At 73.1% G+C, this 23676-nt stretch carries 15 protein-coding genes; 7 read left to right on the top strand and 8 right to left on the bottom strand.

The window, feature by feature from the left end:
• Nucleotides 1–76: 76 nt before the first annotated feature.
• Nucleotides 77–3046, bottom strand: coding sequence for an AAA family ATPase (locus tag ACGF0J_RS05190; RefSeq protein ID WP_393142203.1), 2970 nt, complete (start codon nt 3044–3046; stop codon nt 77–79).
• 102 nt (nt 3047–3148) lie between these two features.
• On the opposite strand from ACGF0J_RS05190, the gene ACGF0J_RS05185 reads away from it, so the two are divergent.
• Entirely contained in the window at nt 3149–3655 is a 507-nt protein-coding gene (locus ACGF0J_RS05185; RefSeq protein ID WP_393142202.1) for a DUF402 domain-containing protein, read from the top strand.
• Nucleotides 3656–3691: 36 nt separating this feature from the next.
• Here the strand turns inward: ACGF0J_RS05185 and ACGF0J_RS05180 are convergent, their stop codons facing one another.
• The 4 genes from ACGF0J_RS05180 to ACGF0J_RS05165 are packed head-to-tail and all read right to left on the bottom strand — an operon-like array spanning nt 3692 to nt 9387.
• On the bottom strand, nt 3692–4828 hold the full coding sequence (locus ACGF0J_RS05180) for an acyl-CoA dehydrogenase family protein (protein ID WP_393142201.1): 1137 nt from the start codon (nt 4826–4828) through the stop codon (nt 3692–3694).
• Nucleotides 4829–4834: 6 nt separating this feature from the next.
• Nucleotides 4835–5746: a hydroxymethylglutaryl-CoA lyase gene (locus tag ACGF0J_RS05175; RefSeq protein WP_393142200.1), complete on the bottom strand. Its 912-nt coding sequence runs from the start codon at nt 5744–5746 to the stop codon at nt 4835–4837.
• Nucleotide 5747: 1 nt separating this feature from the next.
• The gene (locus tag ACGF0J_RS05170; RefSeq protein WP_393142199.1) at nt 5748–7799 is read right to left on the bottom strand and encodes a biotin carboxylase N-terminal domain-containing protein; all 2052 of its coding nucleotides are present in this window, start codon (nt 7797–7799) and stop codon (nt 5748–5750) included.
• A gap of 7 nt (nt 7800–7806) precedes the next feature.
• Nucleotides 7807–9387, bottom strand: a complete 1581-nt coding sequence (locus ACGF0J_RS05165) for a carboxyl transferase domain-containing protein (RefSeq protein WP_393142198.1) — start codon at nt 9385–9387, stop codon at nt 7807–7809.
• Between the two features lie 65 nt (nt 9388–9452).
• Between ACGF0J_RS05165 and ACGF0J_RS05160 the strand changes: the two genes are divergently transcribed.
• The gene (locus tag ACGF0J_RS05160) at nt 9453–10049 is read left to right on the top strand and encodes a TetR/AcrR family transcriptional regulator (protein ID WP_393142197.1); all 597 of its coding nucleotides are present in this window, start codon (nt 9453–9455) and stop codon (nt 10047–10049) included.
• A gap of 158 nt (nt 10050–10207) precedes the next feature.
• Nucleotides 10208–10825, top strand: coding sequence for a hypothetical protein (locus ACGF0J_RS05155; RefSeq protein WP_393142196.1), 618 nt, complete (start codon nt 10208–10210; stop codon nt 10823–10825).
• Nucleotides 10826–10891: 66 nt separating this feature from the next.
• Here the strand turns inward: ACGF0J_RS05155 and ACGF0J_RS05150 are convergent, their stop codons facing one another.
• Nucleotides 10892–12229, bottom strand: a complete 1338-nt coding sequence (locus tag ACGF0J_RS05150) for a hypothetical protein (RefSeq protein WP_393142195.1) — start codon at nt 12227–12229, stop codon at nt 10892–10894.
• 200 nt (nt 12230–12429) lie between these two features.
• On the opposite strand from ACGF0J_RS05150, the gene ACGF0J_RS05145 reads away from it, so the two are divergent.
• The 3 genes from ACGF0J_RS05145 to ACGF0J_RS05135 all read left to right on the top strand — a co-directional run bounded on the left by ACGF0J_RS05145 (nt 12430) and on the right by ACGF0J_RS05135 (nt 17045).
• Nucleotides 12430–14649, top strand: coding sequence for a dehydrogenase E1 component subunit alpha/beta (locus tag ACGF0J_RS05145; protein ID WP_393142194.1), 2220 nt, complete (start codon nt 12430–12432; stop codon nt 14647–14649).
• Nucleotides 14650–14770: 121 nt separating this feature from the next.
• On the top strand, nt 14771–15754 hold the full coding sequence (locus ACGF0J_RS05140; protein WP_393142193.1) for a LacI family DNA-binding transcriptional regulator: 984 nt from the start codon (nt 14771–14773) through the stop codon (nt 15752–15754).
• On the top strand, nt 15741–17045 hold the full coding sequence (locus ACGF0J_RS05135) for a serine/threonine-protein kinase (protein ID WP_393142192.1): 1305 nt from the start codon (nt 15741–15743) through the stop codon (nt 17043–17045). The genes ACGF0J_RS05140 and ACGF0J_RS05135 overlap by 14 nt, the downstream gene beginning before the upstream one ends.
• Before the next feature lie 3 nt (nt 17046–17048).
• On the opposite strand, the gene ACGF0J_RS05130 is transcribed toward ACGF0J_RS05135, so the two are convergent.
• Together ACGF0J_RS05130 and ACGF0J_RS05125 are read right to left on the bottom strand one after the other, a co-directional pair.
• The gene (locus ACGF0J_RS05130; protein ID WP_393142191.1) at nt 17049–18644 is read right to left on the bottom strand and encodes a cellulase family glycosylhydrolase; all 1596 of its coding nucleotides are present in this window, start codon (nt 18642–18644) and stop codon (nt 17049–17051) included.
• An 8-nt stretch (nt 18645–18652) separates the two neighbouring features.
• Nucleotides 18653–21319: a glycoside hydrolase family 48 protein gene (locus ACGF0J_RS05125; RefSeq protein ID WP_393142190.1), complete on the bottom strand. Its 2667-nt coding sequence runs from the start codon at nt 21317–21319 to the stop codon at nt 18653–18655.
• A 249-nt stretch (nt 21320–21568) separates the two neighbouring features.
• Here ACGF0J_RS05125 and ACGF0J_RS05120 point away from each other — a divergent pair, with 249 nt between their 5' ends.
• Nucleotides 21569–23557, top strand: coding sequence for a glycoside hydrolase family 6 protein (locus ACGF0J_RS05120; protein WP_393142189.1), 1989 nt, complete (start codon nt 21569–21571; stop codon nt 23555–23557).
• The last annotated feature ends 119 nt before the right edge of the window (nt 23558–23676 follow it).

Raw genomic sequence — 23676 nt, 5'->3', positions numbered from 1 at the left:
CGCGTCACGACGGCCACGGATCAGGGTGGCCGAGCAGCCGGCGACCGCCTCCACGCACGCGCCTGTTCCCGTGGCCTCAGGGCTCGCCGTCGAAGAGGTGGAGGCGGTGGGCGGTGGCGGCGGCCTCGCCCCGGGAGGCGGCGCCGAGCTTGCCCAGGATGTTGGAGACGTGCACGCTGACGGTCTTGACCGCGATGAACAGCTCGCCGGCGATCTCCCGGTTGCTCCGCCCGTCGGCCACCAGCCGGAGCACCTCCAGCTCCCTGGCAGTCAACCCCAGCGAGGGACCGCCGGGGGACGCCTCCGGCCCGCTGCCGTCGCCGGCGCCCGGCGCGCCGGTGGTGGGGCCGCCGGAGGGAATCCTGGCACGTCTGGCCAGGCCGTCCAGCTCGGCGAGCAGCGGCGCGGCGCCGAGCCGGTCGGCGAGTTCGCGAGAGCGGGTCAGCCGGTCGGCCGCCTGCTGCCGGTCGCCTCGGGCCAGGGCCGCGTGCGCGGCGTCCGCGAGCGCGCGGGCCTCGGAGTAGGGCTGCTGGAGCGCCGCCCAGGCCGCCACCGCCTCGTCGCACGCCACCAGCCGCCCGGCCACGACGTCCTCGTCGCGAAGCCCCGCGTGATTCTGCTCGTCCTGGCCCGCGACGGCCGCAGCGGGCCAGGTCAGGGCGGTGAAGGTGAGCCAGTGGGCATGTTGCTGATCACCCTCCACCCTGAGCCGTCGCGCCAGCGACCACAGCTCCGGCACCAGCGGCTCGCCGAGCCGGGCGAACGCCACCAGCACCGGCCACGAGTAGCGCGGGCTCTCCATGAAGTCCCGCTCGCGCAGCGTGCGCGCGGCCGTCTCCAGCGCCTCGCCCAGGCGGCCGCGGGCGACCAGCAGCTCGATCTCCCGGCGGGCGTGCGGCAGCACGTGCTGGGCGCGGTAGACGCCGCGGCCCAGGACGCGGCGGGCGGCCGCGTGCAGCTCCTCCGCCCGGTCGAGCCGGCCACGGGCCAGCGCGATGTCGGCGGCGTTGCCCTGCAGGCTCGCCTGGGTGGGCGGTGGCGGGACGCGGTCGAGGGCGCGGTCGATGACCTCCAGCGCCTCGTCCCAGCGGCCGAGCGACACCAGCGGCTCGGCGAGGTTGATCGCGAGGAAGGTGCCCGAGGTGCGGGCCAGGCCCTGCCGTTCGGCCTCGGCGAGGCCCTCGCGCGCCACCCGGGCCGCCCGATCGTGCCGCCCGGCGCCCTCCAGGACGTCGGATTCGGAGATGGCGCCGCCGATCAGCGCGTTGGGGTCGCCGGCGGCGAGCGCGAGCCGCCGCACCTCGGCGAACCCGGCCAGCTCCTCGTCGATGCGGGAGAACCGCTGGCAGCGCGCCCAGGTCAGCGCGATGAGGGCGGTGGCCTCGACGGCGGGCTCCCCCACCTGGCGGGCCAGCTCGATGGCGCGCTGGGAGGTCGCGATCCGCTCGGACCACACGTCGGGGGCGTGCAGCATGCGCGCCAGGTTTTCCAGCACCTGGGCGCGCAGCTTGAGCGGGCCGCCGTCGGAGACGAGGGCGGCGGCCTGCCGCAGGTCGTCGAGGTGGCCGGACCTGCCCAGCGAGTAGCGGATCATGCCGCGCCGGCGCAGCAGGCGGGCGGCCCTGATCGGATCGGTCTCGGGATCGACCTCGGCCATGGCGGCGCCGGCCAGCGCGATGCCCCGCTCGAACTCACCCGCCACGTGGGCGACCGTGGCGGCCCGCCCGAGGACGTCGACGTGCTCGCACCCGATGCGTGCCGCCGCGTCGGGCACCTGGCCCCACAGCTCCAGCACCCGGGACAGCATGCGAAGCTGCTCGTCGTAGGCGGTGGACCTGCGCGCCGCGGCGGCGGCCTTCCAGGCGCTGACCAGCGCCGAGGTGGCGTCGTGGGCCGCGTGCCAGTGGTGGGCCAGCTCGATCGCGCCTCGCGGCTCGGGCAGCAGGGACGGGTCGCGGGCGATGGCCTCGGCGAAGCGGGTGTGCAGGCGCGTGTGCTCGCCCGGCAGCAGGTCTTCGTGGAGGGCCTCGCGGATGAGGGCGTGGCGGAACGCGTAGCCCTCGCCGTCGACCACGAGGACGTTGCCGGCGACGGCGGGCCGCAGCGCCTGGGACAGGGCGGCGTCGTCGAGGCCGCTGACGGCGGTGAGCAGGGCGTGCTCGATGTGCTGGCCGCCGGCGCTGGCCACCCGCAGCAGCTCCTGCGTCTCCTCGGGCAGCCGCTCGACCCCGGCCAGCAGCAGGTCGCGCAGCGACTCGGGCAGCGTGTCGACACCGCCGGTCTCGCCCAGCAGCGCCTCGACGAACAGCGGGTTGCCCTCGCTGCGCTCGTAGATCAGCTCGATGTCGGCTGCGGACGGCTCGCGGTCGAGGATGCCGGCCGCCTGGGCGACCACCTCGCGGCGGGTGAGCCGGCGCAGCTCCAGCCTGCGCACCCCGCCGACCCGGGCCAGCTCGGCGAGCAGCGGGCGCAGGGGGTGGGTGCGGTGCAGCTCGTCGGAACGGTAGGTGACGAGGGTGAGCAGCCGGGCGTCGGAGCGCTGGTAGCGCACCAGGAAGGACAGCAGGTCGCGGGTGGAGCGGTCGGCCCAGTGGGCGTCCTCGATGACGAGGACGGTCGGCTGGTCCTCGGCGAGCCGCTCCAGCAGGCCGAGCATCTGCTCGAACAGCCGGGCGCGCGCCTCGGGGCCGTCCTTGTCGGGCTCGCCGAACTCGGGCAGCAGCCGGGCCAGCCCCCGGGTGTGGCCGGGCACGAGCGCGGCGACGCCGTCCCGGCCGCGGCCGCGCACCAGGCCGCGCAGCACGGCGCTGAACGGCGCGAACGGCAGACCGTCGGTGCCCAGCTCCAGGCAGCCGCCCACGAGCAGCTGGGCGTCGCCGGCCCGCTGCTCGAACTCCTGGACCAGCCGCGTCTTGCCGACGCCGGCCTCGCCACCGACGAGCACGGTGGAGGAGGCGCCCGCCCGCGCGCGGGCCAGCGCCTCGTCGAGGACGGCCAGCTCGCCGTCCCGTCCGGCGAACACCGGGCTCACCGTGTGGATCGTCACGCTCACAAGGATGCCATCCTGCCCCGACAGGATCGGCCGCGCGGCAGGCCCGCCCGCCCCGTTCGCCGGACCCGCCGCGGGCGCGTTCGATAGCGTGCCCGGGTGACCCAGATCAAGGTGGTGTACACCAAGTACGACGGCACGCTGCACTGGAACCATCCCGGCACGCTCCTCGGCGAGGACGACCACGGCGCGTGGGTGTCGGTGCCCGCCGGCACGCAGGCCAGCAAGGGCGCTGAGCCGCCGGTCACCTGGGAGACCCCGATCGTCATGCTGTTCCCCCGCGACGGCTGGTGGACGGCCACGTTCCACACCCCTCCGCACTCGTTCGAGGTGTACGTGGACGTCACGACGGTGCCGCGGTGGCGCAACGGCGAGGTCACCATGGTCGACCTGGACCTCGACGTGATCCTGCTGCGCGACGGCGGGCTCGTCCTCGACGACGAGGACGAGTTCGCCGAGCACCAGGTGACCTTCGGCTACCCGGACGACCTGGTGACGCGGGCGTGGGAGACGGCCCGGTGGCTGCTGGCCGCCGTCGAGGGTCGCGAGGGCCCCTTCGGCGGTGCCCACACCGCCTGGCTCGACCGGGCCGCGCCGTCCGGGTGACGGCGCGACGGGTCGCTCAGACGGCGGCGGTTCCGGTCACAGGTCGCCGAGGCCGAGCTGGCGGGCGATGAGCATGCGCTGGACCTCGCTGGTGCCCTCGCCGATCTCCAGGATCTTGGCGTCGCGGTAGAACCGGCCGACCGGGAACTCGTTCATGAACCCGTAGCCGCCGAAGATCTGCGTCGCGTCGCGCGCGTTGTCCATGGCGGCGTCGGAGGAGACCAGCTTGGCGATCGCCGCCTCCTTCTTGAACGCCTGCCCGGCCACCAGCTTCTCCGCCGCGTGGTAGTAGGCCAGGCGGGCGGTGTGCGCCCGCGCCTCCATGTCGGCGATCTTGAACTGGATGGCCTGGTAGTGGCCGATCGGGTGGCCGAACGCCTTGCGGTCCCTGACGTAGCGCACGCACTCGTCCACGCACCCCTGGGCCAGGCCGACCCCCAGCGCGGCGATCGCGACACGGCCCTCGTCGAGGGTGCGCAGGAACTGCGCGTAGCCGCGGCCGCGCTCGCCCAGCAGGTTGGCGGCGGGTACGCGGCAGTCGGCGAAGGACAGCTCCCGGGTGTCGGAGGCGTTCCAGCCGACCTTGGAGTACTTCTTCGACACGGTGAAGCCGGGCGTGCCGCTCGGCACGAGGATGGTGGAGATCTCCCGTTCCCCGGTGAGCGCGGCCACGGCGACCACACCGGTGATGTCGGTGCCGGAGTTGGTGATGAACGCCTTCGTCCCGTTGATCACCCACTCGTCGCCGTCGAGCACGGCCGTGGTGCGCATGCCGCCGGGCACGTCGGAGCCGCCGCCGGGCTCGGTCAGGCCGAACGCGCCCAGCACCTCGCCGGTGGCCATCCGGGGCAGCCACTCCGCGCGCTGGGCCGGCGTGCCGTAGCGGTAGATCGGCATCGCGCCGAGCGACACGGCGGCCTCCAGCGTGATCGCCACGCTGGAGTCGACGCGGGCCAGCTCCTCCAGGGCGAGGCAGAGCGCGAAGTAATCGCCGCCCATGCCGCCGTGCTCCTCCGGCAGCGGGAGTCCGAACAGGCCCATCGCGCCCATCTGCCGCACGATGTCGTACGGGAACTCCTCGCGCTCGTAGTGGTCGCCGATCACCGGGGCGACGACGTCGCGGGCGAACGCCTCGACGGTCTTGCGCAGCTCTTCGTACTCGGAGGTGAGCATGGGTGGTCAGCCTTTCGACAGGGCTTGGACGACGCGGGACGGGCTGGGCCGGCCGAGCAGGCCGGCCAGCCAGGTGCTGGTGGCCACGAGCCGGTCGAGGTCGAGGCCGGTCTCGATGCCGAGGCCGTGCAGCATCCAGACGAGGTCCTCGGTGGCGAGGTTTCCGGTGGCCGACTCGGCGTAAGGGCAGCCGCCGATGCCGCCCGTGGAGGCGTCGACGGTGGTGACGCCCGCGCGGAGGGCGGCGAGGGTGTTGGCGAGGGCCTGGCCGTAGGTGTCGTGGAAGTGCACGGCGAGCCGGTCGGTGGCGTCGAACGCCTCGATCAGCTCGGTGACGTGGCCGGGCGTGGCGACGCCGATGGTGTCGCCGAGCGACAGCTCGTAGCAGCCGAGCCCGAGCAGCCGCCGCCCCACGGACACCACCTGGGCGACGGGCGTCGGGCCCTCCCAGGGGTCGCCGAAGCACATCGACACGTACGCCCGCACCCGCACCCCCGCCTCCAGCGCCCGGGCGACCACCGGTTCGAACATCTCGAACTGGCTCTCCAGGCTGCGGTTGAGGTTCTTGGCGGCGAACGTCTCGGTGGCGCTGGCGAACACCGCGATCTCGTCCACGCCGTGCGCCAGCGCCCGGTCGAGGCCGCGTTCGTTCGGCACGAGCACCGGGTAGCGGACGCCCGGCCTGCGGTCGAGCCGGCCGAGCAGTTCCTCGGCGTCGGCGAGCTGGGGCACCCACTTCGGGTGGACGAAGCTGGTCGCCTCGATCACCTTGTGCCCGGCGTCGGCCAGCCGGGCAATGAACTCCGCCTTCACCTCGGCGGGCACGGTCACCGGCTCGTTCTGCAGGCCGTCGCGCGGGCCGACCTCGTAGACGGTGACGTGGTGCGGGAGCCCTTCGAGCGGGTACGGGCGGCGCATCTCAGCCTTCCTCTCCGGTGACGTCCCCTGCGCCGGCGGGGGTGACGACGGCGAGGACGGCGTCCATGTCGACCGGCTGGCCCGCCTGCACGGGCAGTTCGGCGACCACGCCGCCGACCGGCGCGGTGACGGTGTGCTCCATCTTCATGGCCTCCACGATGACCAGCGGCTGTCCCTCGTCCACCCGATCGCCGGTCTGGGCCTTGACCACGAGGACGGTGCCGGGCATGGGGCTGCGCACCACGCCGTCGGCTGCACCGGCCGCGCCGGGCCGGTCGCCCGGGTCGCCGATGAGGTGGCGGGTCACGGCCCAGGCGGCGCCGTCGCCGCCGAGCCAGAGCGTGTCGCCGTGCCGGGCCTGGAGGTAGTGCGTGGTGCGGCCGGCGAGGGTGACGGTCAGGCGGGGGCCGTCCTGCCGGATCCGGGCCGGGACGGGCGGGCCGGCCGGTCCGCCGGTGAGCGCGGGGTCCGTGGCGGCGACGCCGGAGGCCGCGGCGTCGCCGAGGAGGCGCACCTCGGCCGCCCGGTGCGGCAGGCCGCGCACCTGTACGGCGTGCACGCCGTCGCGGGTCTCCAGCCGCCACGTCGTCCACGCCGGCTCGCCGACGCGCCAGCCGTCGGTGACCTCCCAAGGGTCGGCTCCCTGGGGCACGGCGTGGAAGGCGAGCGCGGCGGCGGCCAGCACCTCGCCGGGCGCCTCGGCCGCCGGGACGACGTCGGGCAGGATCCGCTCGACGAGCCCTGTGTCGAGGTGGCCGGCCCGGACGGCCGGGTGGGTGAGCAGGCCGCGCAGGAACGGGATGTTCGTGGTCACGCCGAGCAGGACGGTCTCGGCCAGGGCCCGGTCGAGGAGGCGCAGCGCCTCCTCCCGGCCGGGCGCCCAGGCGATCACCTTGGCCAGCATGGGGTCGAACTCGCTGCCCACGACGCCGCCCTCCGCCACCCCGGAGTCGACGCGCACGGCGCGTGGGCCGGCGGTGGGCTCGCTCGCGGGCTCCCGCACCGCGAGGATCCGGCCGCCCGTCGGCAGGAACCCGCGGGCGGGGTCCTCGGCGTAGACGCGGGCCTCCACGGCGTGCCCGGTCAGCCGCACGTCGTCCTGGGCGAACGGCAGCGGCTCGCCCGCCGCGACCCGTAGCTGCAGCTCGACCAGGTCGAGGCCGGTGACCAGCTCGGTGACCGGGTGCTCGACCTGCAGGCGGGTGTTCATCTCCATGAAGTGGTAGGCGCCGGTGGTGCCGTCCACGATGAACTCGACCGTGCCGGCCCCCGTGTAGCCCACGGCGCGGGCCGCCTCCACAGCCGCGGCGCCCATCGCGGCCCGCGTCCGCGCGGTGACGAACGGCGACGGCGCCTCTTCGACGATCTTCTGGTGGCGGCGTTGCAGGCTGCACTCGCGCTCGCCGAGGTGGACGGTGTTGCCGTGGGTGTCGGCCAGCACCTGGATCTCGATGTGCCGGGGGTCGGCGACGTAGCGTTCGATGAGCAGCGTCCCGTCACCGAACGCCGCCTGGGCGGTGCGGCGGGCCGACTCCAGCGCGGCGGGCAGCTCGGCGGCGGCGCGGACCAGCACCATGCCCTTGCCGCCGCCGCCCGCCGAGGGCTTGATCAGGGCGGGGAAGTCGGTCCACGACTCCAGGGAGTCGCCGGGCTCGGCGCCGCCGGGCACGACGGGGACACCGGCGGCCGACACGGTGGCCTTGGCGCGGATCTTGTCGCCCATCGCGTCGATCGCCTCGGGCGGCGGGCCGACGAACACCAGCCCGGCCTCGGCGCAGCGGCGGGCGAACGCGGCGTTCTCGGCGAGGAACCCGTAGCCCGGGTGGACGGCCTGGGCCCCGGACGCGCGGGCCGCCGCCACGATCGCCTCGATGTCGAGGTATCTCGGGATCTCCAGGGCCAGGTCCGCGTCGCGGACGTGCCTGGCCCCGGCGTCCGAGGCGGTGTGCACGGCCACCGAGGTGACGCCGAGCCGGCGCAGCGTGCGGATGATCCGGACCGCGATCTCGCCCCGGTTGGCGACGAGCACGGTGTCGAACGTCGAAGAGTCCATGATCGCGTCACATCCGGAAGACGCCGTAGCCGACAGGTGGGAGCGGGGCGTTGGCCGCCGCGGAGAGGGCCAGACCGAGGACGGTGCGGGTGTCGAGCGGGTCGATGACGCCGTCGTCCCAGAGCCTGGCGGTGGAGTAGTAGGGGTTGCCCTGGCGCTCGTACTGGGCGCGGATCGCGTCGGCGTCGGCCCCGCCGGCCGCGCGGCCGACCGTGGTGAGCACGTTGGCCGCCTGCTCGCCGCCCATGACCGAGATGCGGGCGTTCGGCCACATCCACAGGAACCGGGGCGAGTACGCGCGCCCGGCCATGGCGTAGTTGCCCGCCCCGAACGACCCGCCGATCACCACGGTGAACTTGGGCACCCGTGCGCAGGAGACGGCCGTCACCATCTTGGCGCCGTGCTTGGCGATGCCGCCCGCCTCGTACGCCTTGCCGACCATGAAGCCGCTGATGTTCTGCAGGAACACCAGGGGGATGCCCCGCTGGTCGCACAGCTCGATGAAGTGGGCGCCCTTCATGGCCGACTCGCTGAACAGGATGCCGTTGTTGGCGATGACGCCGACGGGGTGGCCGTGCAGGTGGGCGAAGCCGGTGACGAGCGTCGGCCCGTACTCGGCCTTGAACTCCAGGAACCGCGACCCGTCGACCAGCCGGGCGATCACCTCGCGCACCTCGTACGGCTGCCGGGTGTCGGCGGGGACGATGCCGTACAGGTCGCGCGGGTCGTGGCGGGGCTCCTCGGGCGCGGTCGTCGGCCACGGCCGGGGCGGGCGCGGCGCGAGGGTGGAGACGATGTCGCGGACGATGGCCAGCGCGTGCGCGTCGTCCTCGGCCAGGTGGTCGGTGACGCCGCTGACCCGGGCGTGCAGGTCGCCGCCGCCGAGCTCCTCCGCCGTGACCTCCTCACCGGTGGCGGCCTTCACCAGTGGCGGGCCGCCGAGGAAGATGGTGCCCTGACCGCGGACGATGACGGCCTCGTCGCTCATGGCGGGCACGTACGCGCCCCCGGCCGTGCACGAGCCGAGGACGGCGGCGATCTGGGGGATGCCCGCCGCGCTCATCGTGGCCTGGTTGTAGAAGATGCGGCCGAAGTGGTCGCGGTCGGGGAACACCTCGTCCTGCCGGGGCAGGAACGCGCCGCCGGAGTCGACGAGGTAGACGCACGGCAGGCGGTTGTGCAGCGCCACCTCCTGCGCGCGGAGGTGCTTCTTGACGGTGATCGGATAGTAGGTGCCGCCCTTCACGGTGGCGTCGTTGGCGACGACCACGCACTCGCGTCCGGAGACCCGGCCGACACCGGTGATGATCCCCGCGGCGGGCGCCTGGTCGTCGTAGAGGCCGTCGGCGGCCAGCGGCGACAGCTCCAGGAAGCGCGAGCCCGGGTCGAGCAGGCCGTCCACCCGGTCGCGCGGCAGCAGCTTGCCCCGCTCGACGTGGCGGCGGCGCGACCGCTCGGGCCCGCCGAGGGCCGTCGCGGCCAGCCGGTCGAGCAGATCGGCGGCGAGGCGCTCGTTGTGCTCGGAGTTGCGCTTGAAGGTCTCGCCGCCGGGGTCGGCCGCCGACTTCAGCACGGGCCAGTCGCTCATGACTCCCCTCTCACCATGCGGACGATGTTAGTCATCATTAACCTAACCGTCTACCATGTGGAACCGTGACGACCGTCCGGACCCCTACCCGCAATCGCGGCACCAGGCGCGCCGAGATCCTCGCCGCCGCCGCGACGCTGTTCGCCGCCCGCGGCTTCCACGGGGTCTCCATCGAGGACATCGGGGCCGCCGTCGGCGTCTCGGGGCCGGCGCTCTACCGTCACTTCAGCGGCAAGGAGGCGCTGCTGGCCGAGATGCTGCTCGACGTCAGCTCCCGGCTGCGCAAGTCCGCCGCGGCCGCCGTCACCGCCCGGCCGGGTCCCGAGGACACCCTCGACGCGCTGCTCGACGTGCAGATCACCTTCGCGCTGGAGCAGCCGGCACTGATCACCGTGCACGACCGGGAGCTGGGCAACGTGCCCGAACCGCAGCGGCGGCACGTCAGGCGGCTGCAGCGGCTCTACGTCGAGGAGTGGGTGACCGTGCTGGCCGAGCTGCACCCGGCCTGCCCCCCGCCGCGGCTGCGCGCGGCGACGCACGCGGTGTTCGGGCTGCTCAACTCGACGCCGCACAGCGCGGGAGAGCTGTCGCCGCAGGCGATGCGCCCGCTGCTGCACGCCATGGCGCGGGCCGCGATCACCGCCTCGGCCGCCTCCGGCTGACACTCCGGGTTAACGCTCGCTAACTCCGACATCGAGTCTTACGGCCGGTGGGCGGCCCGACAGGGGCACACAGTTTCGAACTCGGTGTGCGACGGAGTGACCACGTGCTGTAGTTTTTCCTCGCCGCAGGCGTACAACCCCCCTGAAAGGAACGCCCAATGCTTGACCTCGAAGCGGAAGTCATCGACCTGAAGACTCGGGTAGAGGCGCTCGAGACCCATAACCTGAGTGGCATGCCTGGCATCACCGTCGCCGAACGGTTCACCTCCCTGCACGACCGCATCGACACCATGGGGAGGAACATCACCGACCGGCTCGACCGTCGCTTCACCGTGCTGGACGGCCGGATCACCGACACGCGTGCCGAGATGAGCCGCGGCTTCAAGCAGGTCGGCCAGCGACTGGACCTGGTCGACCTGCGGTTCGAGCAGATCGACGGCCGGTTCGAGAAGGTCGAGCAGCGCCTCGACCAGATGGACCGCCGCTTCGAGAAGGTCGAGCAGCGCCTCGATCGGATGGACGCGCGGTTCGAGAAGGTCGAGCAGCGCCTCGATCGGATGGACGCACGGTTCGAGCAGATCGACACGCGGTTCGAGCAGATCGACGCACGATTCGAGCAGATCGACGCACGATTCGAGCAGATCGACACGCGGTTCGAGCAGATCGACGCTCGATTCGAGAAGGTGGAGGGTGACATCGCCGAGCTCAAGGTCGGGATGACCGACATCAAGTCCATGCTCGTCAGCCTGGGAGCCAAGGCGCCCGCGCAGGCCTGACGCGTGGCGGAGGCCCGGGCCGCCGGCCCGGGCCTCCATGGTGCGCGCGTGGGTGTGCGCGGGTGGTTACCGCTTGACGCGGACGTGGTCCACGCGGCTGTGGTCGCCGTTGGTGTCGGCGTCACCGCGGAAGACGAACTTCCAGCTGCCGGACTTCGACGCCCTGGTCTTGGTCGCCAGCCTGCCGTGGTCGTTCGACCAGGCGGTCTTCACGTACTTCCAGGTACGCGAGCCGGTGGCCTTGAACCACAGCTGGACCTTGCCTTCGTAGCCCTCCCATGCGCCGTCGTCGGCCACCTGCAGCAGGCCCTTGAACTTCAGGTACTTGCCGCGCTTGACGGGCTCGGGGTAGGCGTTGAAGGCGAGGACGCGGGTGTCGGCCTTGGCCGGCGGGGCCGGCTGGACGACGCGGACCCAGTCGGAGCCGCTGCTGGTGCCGTCGACGCCGCGGGTGCCCCGGTAGGCCGCACGCCACCAGCCCGACTTGTGGGCGGTGGCCGACGCCCAGAAGCGGCCGTCGCGGCCGGTCACGTCACTGGTGACGCGCTCCCACCGGCTGGAGCCGGCGGCCTTGAAGAGGATGTCGACCCGCTGGCCGGGCAGGCCGCCCTGGCCGTCGACCCGCAGGGTGCCGGAGAGCCGGAGCCGGTCGCCCTTGTCGATCGGCTCGGGGCGGGCGTCGAAGCCGGTGATCCGGCTGGCGCGGTCGCCGTGCCGGACGTCGACGCGGTCGGTGTCGCTGACGGAGCCGCGGGCGACGGCGGTGCCGCCGAACTCGGCCCGCCACCAGCCGGTGGCCTCGGCCTCGACCCGGGCGCCGAACCAGCCGCCGCGGCCGGTCCTGACCTTGGCGACGTGCCGGTAGGCGTCGGTGCCCTGCTCGCGGAAGGTCAGGGTGACGGTCTGGCCGTCGTAGCCCTTGCCCTCGGCGAGGAGCCGGCCGGACAGGCGCAGGCGCTCGCCTCGGACGGCCCTGTCGGGGTCGGCGTCGAAGTCGGCGACCTTGGTGTCGAGGGCCTTGCTGACCTCGAAGGTGCCGTCGGCGGACTTTTCGCCGTCGCCGTGGGCGATGGCGAGCAGGTTCCACCGGCCGGCGTCCTTGGCCTCGAAGGTCCTGGTGCCGGTCCACTTGGTCCACTGGCCGTGGGGTGACGGCTTGAGCTCGACGGGGGTGCCGACGCTCACCTGGCCGGGGGCCTTGAGCTGGAGCTCGGCCTTGCCGGCGGACTTCGTGGTGAAGGTGAACGTCGCGGTGACCGGCTTGTCGAAGACGACGAGCGGTGCGGGACTCACGCTCACCTTCGAGATGCTCGGCGCCTGGGCCGCCGTCGCGGGCGACGCCAGGACGAGGGTGGCGGCGCCCATCGCCAGGGCGATGCCGGCCGCGTGCATGCGTTGTAACATTCCGGGTTCCTCTCAAGCAGACCCAGTGGGACAACGCGGCAGTGAGGGTGCCACGTAATACACCCCAGTAGACGCCAAAATCCCCGTAAAGGTTCAGAATTCTGACAAGTTACCGAAGACATGGGTCAATCGGGCAGGTGGCGAACATGTCCGCGCCGACGGGGAGACGTGGGCCGTCCCGTGAGGACATAATCGGGCTTGTGGCGCGGGACACAGTTGAGACTCACTTCATTCAGGCGGTCACGACGCTGGAGGCGGGCGCGGCCCGTGATCCCGGCCGTCCCCTTCGCGAGGGGGGGCCGCTGACCGGCGAGTTGTGCCGCACGCTGTTCCAGCGCCAGCTCGACAGCCGGCTGCTCGACATCGCGGCCCGCTGGCTGCGCCAGCAGGGCGAGGGCTTCTACACGATCGGCTCGGCCGGCCACGAGGGCAACGCCGCCGTCGCCGCCGCGCTGCGGCCCACCGACCCCGCGCTGCTGCACTACCGGTCGGGCGCGTTCTACCTGACCCGCTCCGAGCAGGCCGGCCGGCTGCCCGACGAGGGGCTGCGCGACGTGCTGATGGGCCTGGCCGCCGCGGCCGAGGAGCCGATCGCGGGCGGCCGGCACAAGGTGTTCGGCCATCCCGACCTGGCCGTCATCCCGCAGACCTCGACGATCGCCAGCCACCTGCCGCGTGCCGTGGGCGTGGCCTTCGCGATCGAGCGGGCCCGCGCGCTCGACCTGCGCTCGCCCTGGCCGCGCGACGCGGTGGTGGTGTGCAGCTTCGGCGACGCCTCGGTCAACCACGCGACGGCGCTGACCGGCCTCAACACCGCCGCCTACGCCACCTACCAGGGGCAGGCGATGCCGATCCTGTTCGTCTGCGAGGACAACGGCATCGGCATCAGCGTCCGCACCCCCCGGGGCTGGGTGGAGGCGGCGGCCCGGCGGCCGGGCATCGAGTACTTCTCCGCCGACGGCTGCGACCTCGCCGACTCCTACGCCGCCGCCGTGCGGGCCGTGGAGCACGTGCGCACGCGTCGCGCCCCCGCGTTCCTGCACCTGTCGACCGTCCGGCTGATGGGGCACGCCGGTTCCGACGTCGAGTCGGCCTACCGCACCCAGCGGGAGCTGCGTGCCGACCTGGAACGCGACCCGCTGGTGGGCACCGCGCGCCTGCTCGTCGCCGCCGGGCTGAGCACTCCGGAGGAGTTGCTGCGCTCCTACGAGTCGGCGCGCGAGCACGTGCTGCGCCTCGCTCTGGAGACCACGCGGCGGCCCCGGCTGAGCTCGGCCGAGGAGGTCATGCGGCCGCTGGCGCCCCGGCGGCCCGACATGATCGCCAAGATCGCCCCCGTCGCGGCGGAGGCGACGGTCAGGGAGAAGGCGTTCGCCGGGTCGCCGCCCGAGGCCGACAAGCCGATGACGCTCTCCCAGTCGATCAACCGGACGCTGGCCGACGCCCTGGCGGTCCACCCGGAGATGATGGTCTTCGGCGAGGACGTGGCCAAGAAGGGCGGCGTCTACGGCGTCACCCGGGGGCTGCAGAAGCGGTTCGGCCCCGGGCGCGTCTTCGACACCCATCTCGACGAGCAGGCGATACTCGGGCTGGCGCTCGGCTCCTCGGTCGCCGGCATGCTGCCGGTGCCGGAGATCCAGTACCTGGCCTACCTGCACAACGCGCTCGACCAGATCCGCGGCGAGGCGGCCACGCTGTCGTTCTTCTCGCAGGGCGCGTACGTCAACCCGATGGTGGTCAGGGTGGCCGGCTACGCCTACCAGAAGGGGTTCGGCGGCCATTTCCACAACGACAACGCCGTCGCCGCGCTCCGCGACATCCCGGGGCTGGTCATCGCCTCGCCGGCGCGGCCGGACGACGCCGCGGCGATGCTGCGCACCTGCCTGGCCGCCGCCCGCACCGAGGGGTCGGTCTGCGTGTTCCTGGAGCCGATCGCGCTCTACAACACCAGGGACCTGTTCGAGGACGGCGACGGCGGCTGGCTGGCGCCGTACGTGCCGCCCGCACGCTGGAGCGAGACGCACGTGCCGATCGGGCGGGCGCGCTCCTACGGCGACGGGCGCGACCTGACGATCGTCACCTTCGGCAACGGGCTGCGGATGAGTCTGCGAGCCGCCGTCCGGCTCACGCAGGAGGGCTACGGCTGCCGGGTGCTCGACCTGCGCTGGCTGGCGCCGTTGCCGGTGGACGACCTGCTGCGGGCGGCTGAGCTGACCGGCAAGGTGCTGATCGCCGACGAGACGCGGCGCACCGGCGGGGTGTCCGAGGGGGTCGTGACCGAGCTGCTGGACGCGGGTTTCTCCGGCGAGATCGCCCGGGTCACCTCGTCCGACAGCTTCGTCCCGCTCGGCGACGCGGCGCACCACGTGCTGCTGTCGGAGGACGAGATCGAGCAGGCGGCACGCAAGCTGCTGGGATGAGCCGCGCGCCCGGCGCCCGCCGGGCTCGGGAGGCGTTCGCCGTGGTGACTGCATCTGTTAACAAGGCAGAAACACTGGTAGTTTAGGGAGCGCTCCCAACAGATCATGGGCCAGGTGCATCGTGACCGATCTGCCCACGCTCGCGCAGGTAGCGGCCGAAGCAGGCGTCTCCCCCGCGACGGCATCGCGGGTCTTGACCGGCACTGTCAGGGTCAGCACGTCGACCCGCCGCCAGGTCTACGACGCCATGTCCCGGCTGGGCTACGTACGGCACCGCGCGCCGCGCGGGACGCCCGCCCGGCGGACGGCCGGCGGCGTGGCCGTGGTCATCTGTGATCATCTCCACCGCTTGTTCTCCGACCCCTACTACGCGCGGTTCCTGTCCGCCGGGGGCGACGTGCTCGCGGAGCTGGGTCTGCCGCTGATGGTGATGACCGTGCCGCCGGCCGACCCGGGCGCGCTGCCCGTGCTCACCGGTTCGGCCGACGGGGTGCTGCTGATCGCGGCGCGCGAGCGGCACCCGCTGGCGATCACGCTGTCGACGTCGGGCGTCGCGGTGCGCGGCATCGGCCGGCCGCCCGACGACGTGAAGGTGCCCTACGCCGACGTGGACAACCGCGACGGCGCCCGGCAGGCGGCCGAGCACCTGCTGCTGGCCGGCCGGCGGACCATCGGCGTGATCGCCGGCCCGCCGACGCTGCCCGCGGCGCAGGACCGGCTGGAGGGGTTCGTCGCCACCCTCCGTGAGGCAGGGCTGCCCGACCCGCCCGTGGCGTACGGCGACTTCGGCCTGCCGTCGGGCACGCACGCGATGCAGTGGCTGCTGAGGCGCGCACCCGGGCTGGACGCGGTGTTCTGCGCCTCCGACCTCATGGCGGCCGGCGCGATGCACGCGCTGGCGCGGGCCGGGCGCCGGGTGCCGGACCACGTCGCGGTGATCGGGTTCGACGACGCCCCGGTGGCGCGGCGGGTCACCCCGGCGCTGACGACGGTCCGCCAGCCGGTGGAGGAGCTGGCCTCGATCGCCATCCGGCTGCTGCTGTCCGGCGCCGTCTCGGTCAACCCCATCCTGCCCGCGGAGCTGATCGTCCGTGATTCAGCATGAGCCGGGCGACGTCCTGGCACGCAGGTACGTGCTGCTGGAGCGCATCGCCACGGGCGGCACGTCGGTGCTGTGGCGGGCGCACGACCGGGCGCTGGAGCGGCTCGTCGCGGTGAAGGTGCTCCAGGAGGAGCGCGAGCTCGCCCGCAAGGAGGCGAGGACGACCGCCCGCCTGGCGCACCCCGACGCCATCGAGGTCTACGACTACGGCGAGACGGTGACGCCGCAGGGCCGGGTTGCGGCGTTCGTGGTGCTCCGGCTGCTCGACGGGGTGCCGCTGGCCGAGCGGCTGCTGGCGGGCCCGCTGCCGTGGCGGGAGGCGGCGGCGACGGCCGCCCGCGTGGCCCGGGTCCTGGAGGCGGCGCACACGCAGGGCATCGTGCACCGCGACGTCTCGGCCGAGAACGTGCTGCTGACCGCGTCCGGCCCGAAGCTGCTGGACTTCGGCATCGCCGCCGTGACCGGCGACCCGGACGACGAGCGGGGCACGCCGCCGTACGTCTCGCCCGAACGGCTCACGGGCGCGCCCGTGCACCCGGCGGCCGACGTGTACGCGCTGGGCGTGCTGTTCCACCAGATGCTGACCGGCGCCCTGCCGTACCCGGAGACGACCTGGGAGGAGCTGGAGACGGCTCGCCGGACCGCGCCGGGGCCGCGTCCGGCGAGCGTGCCGCACGAGCTTGCGGTGCTGTGCCAGCGCTGCCTCGACCCGGTGCCCGCGGCGCGGCCCGGCGCCGGGGAGGTGGCCGAGCTGCTCGCGCGGGCGCTGGCCAGGGCGCGGCTCGGGCGCGGGCTGCGGCGCGGGGCGGCGGCGGTGGCGCTGGCCGCGTTCGCCGGGACGGCGCTGTGGTTCGGATCTCCCGGGGAGCCGTCGCGCGAGGGCGGCGACCGGGCCCCCGCGCTGGCCGGCGGCCGGCCGCCGGGCACCTCACCCGCCGACGGCCGGTCCCCGGTGCGGCAGGAGCCGCTGCCGCGGGAGACACCCGCCGGTCTGCCGGCGGCCGCTCCCCTGGTCACGGCGTCCCCCCGCCACGCGCTCGTGTCGCGGTCGCTGCCACGGGCCGTGGACCGCTTCCACGGCGCGCTGGCCGCGGGCGCGGCCGGCGGCCGGATCCGGTCCGACGTGGCGCTGGACCTGCGGCAGTCGCTGGCGCACGCGTCCTCGGCCCGGCAGGTGGCCGAGGTGCGGCGCAAGCTGGACGACCGGCTGCGCGAGGGGGCCGTCGAGCCGGGGCTGCGCGGCGATCTCGACGGGTTGCTCGCCGAGATCGCCGCCGCCTTCCGGCGCGCCTGAGCCTCAGGGCGCCGTCGCGCAGGCGTAGCCGGCGGGTGTGGAGGGGTCGCCGACCGGCCGGCCGGCCTGGAAGCCGAACGTGGTGGCGGCGCCCGGCGCCAGCCCGCCGTTGTAGGCGAGGTTGCGGGCGGTGACGTTCTGCCCGCTCACCGACACGGCGGCGTTCCACGAGCCGGTGACGGTGTGCCCGGCCGGCAACGTGAACGTCACCGTCCACCCGGCGGTGGCCGAGTCGCCGGTGTTGGTCACGGTGACGGGCTGGACGACGTAGCCGCTCCCCCACTGGCTCTGCACGGCGCCGGTGACGGCGCAGCCGTCGTCTCCGGAGCCGCCCGTCGTGGTGACGGTGATGGTGTTCGACACCGGCGAGGTGTTCCCGGCGGCGTCCCGGGCCCGCACCTGGAACCGGTACGTGGTGCCCGGTGACAGCCCGGTGGCGGTGAAGCGGGCGGCCGCGGAGGTGCCGGCCACGGCGAACGGTCCCGACGCGCCCGCCCGCAGCACGTCGTAGCCGCTAACGCCGGTGTCGTCGGTGGACGCCGTCCACGACAGCGTGGCCGCGCCCGACGTCACGCCCGAGGCGGCCAGATTCGCCGGCGCCGTGGGCGGGGTGGTGTCCGACGAGCCGCCGTAGATCGTGGCCTCGCGGGCGGTCGCCCTGATGCCGTCGGGGCCGTTGAACAGCCGCTCCCCCCACGGGGTGAGCCGCGCCGGGTCGAACGAGGCGACCTGGTCGAGGTACTCGACGCCGCCACTGTTGCCGCTCCACGACCAGCCGAGGTAGCCGATGCCGCGGCTCCGCGCCTGGGCGAGGATGGTGTCCTCGTCGGGGTCGCCGTCGGAGTGCAGGTGGCCGAACTCCCCGATGACCAGCGGCAGGCCGGCGGTCCGGAAGGCGTCCAGGTAGGCGTTGATCTCGGCGGCCGTGTCGTACACGCCGTACATGTGCACGGAGAAGACGGTGTTGCGGTCGGGGTCGGCGGCGAGCACGGTGGCGGCGTTGTCGCGCATCACGCCCTGCCAGTCCTGGCCCCAGTTGGGCGCGTCCACCATGATGAGGTGCTCGAACCCGGCCTCGCGCAGCCGGACGATCGCGGCCGAGGTGGCCTGCGTCCAGCCGGGGGTGACGGCGTTGTTGCCGAACGGCTCGTTGCCGATGTTGACGACGACGTGGTTCTCCTGGCCGGTCAGGACGCTCTTCAGGCCGATCCAGTAGGTGACGGCCTGGTCCAGGGTGTAGGCGCCGCTCTGCTCGCCGTACCCGGTGGTGTCGTGGTTCTCCAGCACGCAGATGAGGCGGTTCTGCCTGCACAGGGTGATGACGTTCGCGACGTCGGCGGCGGTGTTGGGGGTCCAGCGGCCGCCGCTGAGCACGACGCGGACCGTGTTGGCGCCCGCCGCCTTGATCGCGGCGAACGAGCCGGTCCGGGAGGTGTACCAGGTGTGCGCGTGGTTGGTGCCGCGCATGACGAAGGCGTTGCCGTTGGCTTCGAGGATGCGGGTCCCGCCGGCCCGCAGGCCCGCCGCGGCGGCGGCGGGCTGCGGGACCAGCAGGAGCGCGCCCAGGAGAGCCAGCAGGGCGGCCAGTCTCAGGGGCATGGGTGGGTTCATCCGTTCGGGAAGAGGGTGCCGTAGTCGGCCGCCGCCATCGCGACGTCGGCCTGCGCCCAGAAGCGGTGGTAGGTGAACGCCGGCGCGGGGCCGCCGTCGAGGTGGTCCTGGACCTTGTCCCAGTCCGGGTCGTCCTTGTAGAAGGAGCGGATGTCGAGGAACGTCTTGCCGGCGCTGATCGCGTCGCCGTTGGGCATGGTGCCGGTGTAGCCCGGCGGGATGTACAGGCCGGTGTTGGTGGCGTCGTCGTGGGGGTCGTCGAAGCGGCTGTAGTCGGCGCGGGTCTCGGTCACGCCGACGCCCTTGGCGTCCTTGTGGGCGAGCATGCCGTCGATGAGGTTCTTGGCGCCGGCCTTGGCGGCGGCGTTGCCGGACTTGGCGGCGTACCAGGTGAGGGTGCGCGCGTAGGCGGCGGCCGCGCCGACGTCGGTGGTGTGGTTGACCACGGTGACGTGCAGGCCGGGGTTGGGTCCCGGGCCGCCGGGGCTGCCGGTGTAGCTGGCGGCGGGGGCGCCGGACCAGGTCATGTCGTTGGGGATGCGGTAGGTGGCGCCCGGACCGAACGTGGTGTTGGCCAGCGCCCAGGGCACCCACTTGTCGAGGACGGCCTTGGCCTTGGCGTCACCGGTGACGTAGTAGTACTCGGCGACCCGCTCCAGCGACCACACCTGGAAGCCGAACCACCGGTTGCTCGGCGGGTCGTGGTAGACGGGCTGGTGGTCGTAGGCCCAGCCGTAGAAGGTGGGGGTGCCGGCAGGGGGCTGCTCGTAGTCGCCGTTCCAGCTGTTGGTCGCGCCGCCGGCGATGCCGCCTTCGGCGGACTGCAGCCACAGGTAGGAGTCGAGCTGCCGCTGCAGGCTCGTCTGCCAGTCGGAGGCGGCCGTCGGCGACTGCGGGCGCAGGGCGGACGGCCCGGCGGGCGACAGCACCCACGCGGCGAACGGGTTCTGGTAGCCCTGGTGCCAGGAGCTGGAGCCGACGCGCCACGCCCAGGAGCCGCCGGTGTCGCCGCCCCAGGCGTAGTACCAGGTCAGCATGTACGACGAGCTGCTCTTGCCGGTGCCGGCCGGGCACGAGGTCGAGGTGCAGCCGGGGTTCTTGAAGTACTTGTCGTAGAAGGCGTACCGGAGGTAGTCGCCCATCTTGGCGGCCTTGGCCAGCGTGGAGCTGATCTGCGCCTGCTTGCCCTGCGCGGTGGCCCAGGTCAGCGCCCAGTAGGCGACCTGGACGGCGCGGGCGTCGGCGTCGGGGGCGTTGGTGTAGCGCCACTGGTTGGCGCCGCCGCCCTGGATGAACAGCGGCGGGTAGCCGGCGCCGGGCTTGCCGAAGCGGCCGGTCTCGCAGGAGGGGTGGGCGACGGTCTCCCAGGCCGACTCCTGCGGGCCGCGCTGGAAGGTGTTGATGTAGGTGACGCGCTTGGTGTTGTCGCCGCACTCGGTCAGGTTCGCGCCGCGGCCGGTGCCGTAGCCGTAGACGTCGTCCACGTCGAGGAGCCAGTGCATGCCGTAGACGTCCCGGGTGCCGTAGGTGCTCTGCAGCTCGTTGGCCAGCGGGTCCTGGCCGACGGGGACGCTGGTGCTGAGCGGCACCGGGTACTGGCTGGGGCGGGGCCGTTCGGGGGCGTAGTCGGCGGGGTCGGCCGGGTTGTAGGCGGCGTTGCCGGGCTGGGCGGCGGCGGACGGGATGATGTACTGCTCCATCACGTTCCAGGCGTTGTTGAACGGGGCCCAGTTGCCGGTGACCCTGCCGTACTGGGCCTCCAGCCAGAGCCAGAAGCTGAACGCCTCGGAGGTGGTCTCGTGGCCGTGGTCGGGCGCCTCGACGATGAGCGTCTCGATGGAGTGGTAGGGGATGCCCTCGGGCGAGAAGTACCCGTTGGCCGGGTTTTTGATCTTGTTGTACTGGGTGGTGAACTCGGTCAGGTAGGGGTTCTGCGGCACGTCGTCGTCGGCTTCGGTGGCGGTGACGGTGACGGGGGTCAGGCCGCTGGAGGCGACGGTGATGGCGCGGCTGCCGTTGGTGGTGTCGGCGTCCTGGGCGGCGGAGACGGTGACGTTCTGGACGACGTTCCACGTCTGGGGGGTGAAGGTGAGGTTCGCGCCCTGGGTGATGGTCAGGTCGGTGTCGCCGCCTCCGGCGGTGGAGGTGACGGTGACGTTGCCGGTGGGCTGCGCGGCGAGGCGGACGCCGTAGGCGGCGGTGCCGCCCTCGGGCACGGTGACGGCGGTGGGCGTGACCTGGAGGGCCTGCTGGCCGGGGGTTCCGCCGCCGCCGTCACACGTCACGCCGTTGATGGCGAAGCTGTCCGGGTTGGTGTTGGTGCCGGTGTAGCTGCCGTTGAAGCCGATCGTCCACTGGGCTCCGGTGGCCTGCCTGCCGTTGTAGGAGGCGTTGGTGGCGGTGACGTCCTTGCCGGACTGGCTCCAGTCGGCCGACCAGCCGTGCGTGACCTGCTGGGTGCCCGGCCAGGTGTAGGTCAGGCGCCAGCTCGTCAGCGGGTCGCCCGTGTTGGTGATGGTGACGTTGGCGCCGAAGCCGCCGCCGCCGTCCCAGGACTTGACGTACGTCACCGAGCAGGCGACGGCGGCGTGGGCCACGCCGACGAGCGCCGTGGACAGGCTCAGCAGCAGGACGCCGAGCGCGGTGAGGAAGCGGTGTCTCATGGAGGTCCTCTCGGACGAGGTGGGAGCGCTCCCATATGCTGGGGTTACGTGGATGGTAGGCGGGCCTCCCCCACCCGCCCAGGCCGCTCCGCGGAGCGGGCGCGACGTTCCTGGTGACGCCCGGCCCGCCGCTGAAAGTTTCATCCCGCTCGTGCGGATTCGACGGCCCGGCTCACCGCGGCCTGTACAGCGCCGTGAATCCGGGCTATGGATGGGAGCGCTCCCACCCCCATGAGAGGAACCCCCCACATGAGACACCGCCTTCTCGTCGTGGTCACCGCCTTACTGGCGGCCCTGGCCATGGCGTTGACGTCGGCTCCGGCAGCACAGGCCGCGGTGGCCTGCTCCGTCACCTACACCAAGGCATGGGAGGGCGGCGGCGGCTTCGGCGCGAACGTCACCATCAAGAACACGGGCGACCCGCTGACGAGCTGGCGCCTGACCTACACCTGGCCGGGCACCCAGCGGGTGACCAACGGCTGGTCGGCCGACTGGACGCAGTCCGGCAAGGACGTCACGGCGGCGAGCCTGTCCTACAACGGCAGCCAGGCCACCGGGGCGAGCTGGACGATCGGCTTCAACGGCAGCTACACCGGGACCAACACCAACCCCACGTCGTTCGCCGTCAACGGCGTCACCTGCGACGGCGACACCCCTGGACAGCAGGCCCTGCGGGTCACCCCGACCACGCTGAGCGTGCCCGAGGGCGGCAGCGCCACCTACGCCGTCCGCCTGGCCACCCAGCCGTCCGGCAACGTCACCGTCACCTCCACCGCCGGCAGCGGGGACGCCGACCTGACCGTCACGGGCGGGGCGAGCCTCACCTTCACCCCGGCCACCTGGAACACGGCGCAGAACGTCACCGTCTCCGCCGCCGAGGACGCCGACACCGCGGGCGGCAGCCGGCCCATCACCGTCGCCTCCAGCGGCCTGACCCCCGTCACCGTCACCGCCACCGAGGCCGACAACGACGGCGGCGGCGGGGACGGCCACGTGGACAACCCCTACGCGGGAGCCACCGGCTACGTCAACGCCGACTGGTCGGCCAAGGCCGCCGCCGAACCCGGCGGCCAGGCCGTGGCGAACATCTCGACCGGCGTGTGGATGGACCGCATCGCCGCCATCAACGGCACCTCCAGCGGCCGCGGCCTGCGCGCCCACCTCGACGCGGCCGTCACCCAGGACGCCGCGAACGGCAGCGCGCCGCTGACGATCCAGGTCGTCATCTACAACCTGCCCAACCGCGACTGCTCCGCGCTGGCCTCGAACGGCGAGCTCCTCATCGCACAGAACGGGCTCAACAGGTACAAGACCGAGTACATCGATCCGATCGCCCAGATCATGGACGACCCCAAGTACGCGAACCTACGCATCGTGACGATCATCGAGATCGACTCGCTGCCCAACCTGGTCACCAACCTCAACCTGGCCAAGTGCCAGGAGGCGCAGACCTCGGGCGCGTACGTGCAGGGCGTCCAGTACGCGCTCAACAAGCTGCACGCGATCCCGAACGTCTACACCTACGTCGACGCCGCCCACCACGGCTGGATCGGCTGGAACAGCAACTTCGGGCCGACCGCCGACCTCATCGCCTCCACCGCCCGCGGCACCACCGCCGGGTACGCCAGCATCGACGGCTTCATCACCAACACCGCCAACTACTCCGCGCTGACCGAGCCGCACTTCACCGTCTCCACCACGGTCAACGGGACGACGGTGCGCCAGTCGAGGTGGATCGACTGGAACGACTACGTGGACGAGCTGAGCTTCGCCCAGGCGTTCCGCCAGGAGCTGATCAGGAAGGGCTTCCCGAACACCATCGGCATGCTCATCGACACCTCGCGCAACGGCTGGGGCGGCTCCGCCCGGCCGAGCGGCCCGAGCACCTCCACCGACCTGAACACCTTCGTCGACCAGTCGCGCGTGGACCGGCGCATCCACGCCGGCAACTGGTGCAACCAGAGCGGAGCCGGCCTCGGCGAGCGGCCGCGGGCCAACCCGGCTCCCGGCCTGGACGCCTACGTCTGGATCAAGCCGCCCGGCGAGTCCGACGGGTCGAGCCGGCAGATCGACAACGACGAGGGCAAGGGCTTCGACCGGATGTGCGACCCCACGTACACCGGCAACGACCGCAACGGCCACAACATGAGCGGGGCACTGCCCGACGCGCCGCTGTCCGGCCACTGGTTCTCCGCCCAGTTCCGGCAATTGTTGCAGAACGCCAACCCGCCCCTGTAAACACAGCCCTGCTGTGACACTGCTCCGCACAGGACGTACGGCCCCAGCCCGGAATCCCGCGGGCTGGGGCCGTACCCGCGCGCCGGGGCGGGCGTGAAAGTGATCGGGCCGATCGGGAG

This window comes from Nonomuraea sp. NPDC047897, assembly GCF_043204415.1.
Classification (GTDB): Bacteria; Actinomycetota; Actinomycetes; order Streptosporangiales; family Streptosporangiaceae; genus Nonomuraea.
This window is presented reverse-complemented; position numbering and strand designations above follow the sequence as displayed.